The sequence below is a fragment of the Thermosulfurimonas sp. genome (assembly GCF_015491435.1).
Lineage (GTDB): Bacteria > Desulfobacterota > Thermodesulfobacteria > Thermodesulfobacteriales > Thermodesulfobacteriaceae > Thermosulfurimonas_A.
The window spans coordinates 1-5,819 of record NZ_WFVX01000176.1 but is presented as its reverse complement, the minus strand read 5'-3'; the positions used below and the strand labels follow the sequence as shown (position 1 = coordinate 5,819).

The window sequence follows — 5,819 nt, the reverse complement described above, 5'->3', positions numbered from 1 at the left end:
GGGACATACTTTCAGGGAGTCCCTATAAGGATATGATCTACGGAGAGGAAGGCGACGACCAGATTTATGGAGGGAAAGGTGATGATTTCATTTCCGGAGGGCCCGGGAATGATCATCTCGAAGGAGGTTCGGGAAAAGATACCTATGTTTTCGGCCCCGGCGACGGACGGGATACGATTCAGGAATATGATTATGGCCAGGATGAGGATCTGATCCTTTTTGAAAAGGGTATAGAGCCGCAGGATCTGGAGTTCGGAAGAAGCGGCGGAAGTCTGTTGATTAATGTACGGGACAAGAATCTTTATCTCATTTTTCCGCAATGGTTCCGGGGAATACGGGATTTTCGCTTCCAATTTGCGGATGGGACGGTCATAACTCCGGAAGAGATTACGGCCCGAATAAAAGGAATAATGGGAACCGATGCCGATGATGTTCTGGAGGGAACCGATGCCGGTGAAGTTATTCGGGCTTTGGCAGGAAATGATAGAATTTATGCTTACGGAGGGAACGATACGTTGGTGGGCGGTGCGGGGGATGATCACCTGGAAGGAGGCCCCGGGAACGATACCTATGTCTTCCGGCGGGGGGACGGGAAGGATGTTATTTACGAAAAGAATCGCATCTATCATGCCCAAAAGGACATTTACACGGACACGCTTCGGCTGGAGGGTATCGATCCCGCGGAAGTGGAGCTTTTGCGGGAGGGAGACGACCTGGTGGTGCAGGTGAAGGGAAGCGAGGATGCGGTAAGGATTCGGGGTTATTTCACCCTCAGGGATCTGGATAATCCCTACTGGTGGCGGTCCTGGGAGCGTTACTGGGGTTACGCTTACGATCACAAGGTGGACCGGATCGAGTTTTCCGATGGGCGGGCCTTTTCGCTGGAAGAATTCATAAAGGCGAAGGGATTGGTGGTAAGGGGGACGGAGGGTGATGATTATCTAGTTGGTGGAAAAGGCAAGGATTTTATTTACGGGGAGGGTGGTAACGACTGGATTTACGGAGGGGAAGGGGACGATACCATAGTAGGGGGTCCCGGTGATGATTATCTGCAGGGAGGCGCCGGGAATGATACGTATATTTTTAAACCCAGGGATGGGTGGGACGAGATCTGGGATGTGGAGGGGGAAAATAAGATTGTCTTCGGAACCGGGATAAAACGGGAAGAGGTGCAGTTTGCGCGAGAGGGGATGGATGAGATGGTCTTAACTCTAGGGGACGGAGAAGAGATAAGGATAGCAAACTGGCCTCGGGCCTATGAGCATTTTTCCTTTGAATTTGCTGACGGAAAAAGGCTTAAAGGCGAGGACATAGAAGCTCGGGGCTACCCTATTTACGGGAGTCCTTACGATGATTTTCTTGAGGGAACACCGGGGAATGATCGTATAGAGGGAAGGGAAGGAGAGGATATCCTGCTGGGAGGGCCGGGAAATGATATTCTGGTAGGCGGTACAAATTGGGATTATCTGGAAGGAGGGCCGGGAAACGATACCTATATTTTCAATTCCGGAGATGGATGGGATGTAATTCGGGATGGAGAGGGAAAGAATCGGGTAATTCTGGGAAAGGGAATAAAATTCTCGGATTTGCAGATCTTTCCACAGGGAGATAGCCTGGTAGTAAGCCTCTCTTCGCAAGAAGGCTTGGAGATTCAGGGGTGGTTTCGGAACGAGAGGTATCAGATGGAGATCGACCTTGAGGAAGGGCTCCGTTTGAGTCCTGAAGAGATAACCTCCTGGTTTCCTCCCAGACAGGGAACCCCGAAAGCAGACACCCTTTACGGAACTTGCGGGAACGATATCCTGAAGGGTCTTGCGGGGGACGATCGGATTTACGCTTTAGAAGGGGACGATTTTCTCTCCGGAGGCCCGGGTAATGACTATCTGGCAGGAGGTCCGGGGAGGGATACCTATGTTTTTTATCCCGGTGACGGGAAGGATATAATTGTGGAAACGGTTTCGAAGGATACCTGGAGAAAATTTAAGGTTTTTGGATTTGGAGATTATGAGATATTCATGGTTGATGAAGACCGGTATTCTCAACCGCAGGAGGCGGATAAGGTGGTCCTGGGGGAGGGGGTGAAGCGAAACGAGGTGGTGTTCTTTCGTCGGGGAAATGATCTGGTGCTGATGTACGGAGAGGGAGACTATGTGGAAATCAAGGATCAATTCGCCGGGGGCGGAGTGGAACGGATCGAACTTGAGGACGGGGCCTATCTCAGCCGGGATCTCATCTCCGAGATAGTGGAGATGGTAAACGAACTTCGGGACGACGGGGTTACGGATCTGGGGCAGAAGTACCGGGAACTTATCAGGAACCAGGGCCTGATAGGGATCCTGGTGGAAAGCTGGGAGCCCTCTTCTTCGGGCTACTCCATGTACTTCCCTCACCATTATTATATAGGCCTGGGGTAATCTAAATGTGCCGGCTCGGAAGCGGTATTCTTCTGGTAGCCTTTTTTCTCAGGGCCTGGGGCCTTCATGCGGTCACCTATCGGGAGGTGCTCGCCGAGGCCCTGCGGTATTCACCGCGGCTGCGTATGCTCCGGGAGGAAATCTACATCCGGGACGCCCTCTACCACCGGAGTCTGAGTTCCTTCTGGCCCTCGCTTTCCCTGAATGCCCGGATGGAGCGCTTCGAGAACCTGCTTCCCTCCTCCGGGGTGGTTACCGCCGGAGGGGAGGTCATCGGCGGGCAGCCCGATGAGTGGCGCAATTCTTTTTATCTTTCCGCCGAATACCGGCTTTCGAGCTTTTACAAGAACTGGCCGGAGAAGGAATATTACCGGCACCTGAGGGAGGAAGCCGCCTGCCGGCACGAAGCCGAAGTCCGTCGGCTCCTGCGCCGGGTAACCCGGGCCTACGGGGCCGTGGTGGAGACCCGGATCAAGCTTGAATACGCGGAAAAAATCCTCGCCCGTCTTAAAGAGATCGCCCGCCTTGAGGAGGAACTCTACCGGAAAGGGGAACTGGCCCGGGAGGAGGTGATTCGCACGCGGGCCGAGATAGAGGCCCACCTCCGGGAGACGGAGCGCCTGCGCTCGGAACTGGCCCGGGGACTTTCCACGCTTTCCCGCTACACCGGAAAGTCCTTCGGTCCGGAGGAGGACTTCGAGCCCCTGCGTCCGGAGATGGAGCCGAAGGGAAAGCCCGTCCCCGAACTCAGCCCGGAATATCTGGCCGAAAGAGCCCGGCTGCTTGCCCTGCGGGAGAGTCGAAAGGCCGCGGAACGGGAAAGGCTTCCGGATCTCACCGCCTACGCCCGCTACGACCTTTACGGAGCAAGCACCCGGAGTATGGGGGAGGCCCTGGACGAAACCCGGGCCACGGCCTTCACCTTCGGTGTATTTCTCAGCCTGCCCCTTTTCGACGGAGGTTACCGGAAGTGGGAAAGGGTGCGGGCCCTTCACGAGTTGAAGCGGCAGAGGGAGGCCCTGCGTCTCGCGGAACTGGAAAAGACCCGGGAGATCCGGGACCTCCGTCTGCGCTACGAAAGCACCCGCCGCAGTTTGAGGTCATACGAAAATCTTCTCCAGCATTACCGGAAACTTCACCGGATAGCCGTTTCCGCGCGGAAGCTCGGCGGAGGCAGCGAAATCGATGTGCTGCGACTCGAACGCGATCTTCTTTCCGTGGAAAGGGACCTGAGGGTAACCCGAAACACCCTGGCCCTTCTGGAAAAACTCCTTCTCCTGGAGACCGACCCCGGAGGCCTGGTGGATGTACCACACGGAAAGTGGACTTGTAAGCCTTGAGGTCCTGGCGCGATTTCACGAGCGAGACCTCGACGCCGAGACCCTCCGCCGCAAATACGCCGTAACCGAACTTTCCCCGCAGGAGCTGCTCTACATCCTGAGGGACACCGGTTTCCGGGCCAGGCTCAGAACCCTGCGCCGGGTGGAGGATCTGAAGGCCTACGGGTTTCCCCTGATCGTAATCCTGAGGCGCGAGAAAACCCTCCTTTATGTTCCGGTTCTGGGGATAAGGGAGGGGCGGGTCTATTACCTGGATCCCCTGGAGAAACGGGTTAAGGCCCTCGGCGAGGAGGAATTCGCCCGGGAGTGGACCGGCGAGGTCATTCCGGTGGCTCCCCGGGGCCTCCGGGCCCTTTTCAGTCCGGATTTTTCCTGGCTCCTGCGGGAGTTTTTGCGTTACCGGGGGCCGATCTCGGAGATTCTTCTGGCCTCCTTCTTCATTCAGGCCCTGGCCCTGGTCACCCCTCTCTTTCTCCAGATCATCGTGGATAAGGTGCTTCCCAATTTCGCCCTGAATACCCTCCGGGTGGTGGGGCTGGCCTTTTTCCTGGCGGTGATCTTTGACGGGATCCTCTCCTTTCTACGCAATTACCTTTCCTATTTTCTGGCCAACAAGGTGGATGCCGGCCTGGGAGGGCGGGTCTATGCCCATCTCCTGCGCCTTCCCTTTCGCTATTTCGAGTTTCGGACCGTGGGCAACATCGTGGCCCGCATAAGGGAACTGGAAAACCTGCGACAGTTCATGTCCAGCGTTCTGGTTTCGGCGGTGCTGGACCTTCTTTTCTCCGCGGTGTTCGTGGCGGTGATGCTCCTTTACAGCGTGAAGCTCACCCTGGTGGCCCTGGCCTTCGTGCTGGTCCTGGGGCTCATCTCCGTGCTCACCGCCCCGGCGCTCAAAAGACTCATTGACGAGCGTTTTCAGAAGGGGGCCGCGGTCCAGAGCTTCCTGGTGGAGTCCCTCACCGGGATCCTCACCGTAAAGGCCCTTACGGTCGAGGGACGGATGCTTCGTAAATGGAACGACTTTCTGGGAGACTACATTCTTTCCTCCTTCCGGGTGGCCAATCTGGCCAATGTGATCTACACCCTCTCCCAGACCCTCCAGAAGCTTATGATTCTGGCCATTCTCTATGTGGGGGTGGGTGAGGTTCTGGGGCGGCAGCTTACCATCGGGCAGCTCGTGGCCTTTCAGATGTTTGCCTCCCAGCTTGCGGCCCCGCTTCTGCGCTTCATCCGGCTGTGGCAGGACTTCCAGCAGGCCCGGGTCTCGCTGGAGAGGGTGGGGGACATCGTGCGCACCCCGCCGGAGGCGGAGGGTCAGGGACGACGGATGCAGGGCCTGCGCGGGGAGATCGTCTTCGACCGGGTCTCCTTCCGCTACTCGCCGGAGGCCCCGGAGGTGCTTCGGGAGGTGAGTTTTCGCGTTCCGGCCGGGGCCTTTGTGGGGATCGTGGGCCCCAGCGGTTCCGGAAAAAGCACCCTGGCCAAACTCCTCCTGCGCCTCTACCTCCCCACCGGGGGACGCATCCTGCTTGACGGCGTGGACCTGAGGCACCTCGATCCGGTCTTCGTGAGGAGTCAGATCGGGGTGGTACTTCAGGAGAACTTCCTCTTTCGCGGGACCATTCGGGAGAACATCGCCCTGGCCCGACCGGAGGCCACCCTGGACGAAATCGTACGGGTGGCCACCCTGGCCGGGGCCCACGAGTTTATCTCCGCCCTTCCCCTGGGTTATGAGACCCCGGTGGAGGAAAGGGGTGAATCCCTTTCCGGAGGCGAGCGTCAGAGGATCGCCATAGCCCGCGCCCTCCTTACCGATCCCCGGATCCTGATCTTCGACGAAGCCACGAGTGCCCTGGATTACGAATCCGAAAAAAGGATCATGGAGACGGTGCAGGCCCTAAGCCGGGGACGCACGGTGCTTTTCATCGCCCACCGGCTGAACCTGGTGCGAAACTGTGACTTCATCGTGGTGCTCGACCGGGGGAGGGTGGTGGAGATAGGGCCTCACGAGGTACTCCTCAGGAAGGGAGGGCTTTACAGCCGTCTGTGGCGACATCAGGAG

Annotated in this window: 3 protein-coding genes; all 3 read left to right on the top strand. The window is 57.4% G+C overall.

Features of this window, described 5'->3' with window-relative positions; all coding sequences use genetic code 11:
• Positions 1 to 2,414: calcium-binding protein (locus tag F8J34_RS08075; RefSeq protein WP_297058110.1), on the top strand; the 2,414-nt coding region annotated here is incomplete at its 5' end.
• 5 nt (positions 2,415 to 2,419) lie between these two features.
• Positions 2,420 to 3,754, top strand: coding sequence for a TolC family protein (locus F8J34_RS08070; RefSeq protein ID WP_297058107.1), 1,335 nt, complete (start codon positions 2,420 to 2,422; stop codon positions 3,752 to 3,754).
• The coding region (locus F8J34_RS08065; RefSeq protein ID WP_297058104.1) for a peptidase domain-containing ABC transporter at positions 3,720 to 5,819 on the top strand (2,100 nt) is incomplete at its 3' end. The genes F8J34_RS08070 and F8J34_RS08065, both read left to right, overlap by 35 nt.

Excerpts from the sequence above, each read along its gene's own strand:
- F8J34_RS08070 (WP_297058107.1), top strand. The coding sequence starts at position 2,420 with ATGTGCCGGCTCGGAAGCGGTATTCTTCTGGTAGCCTTTTTTCTCAGG.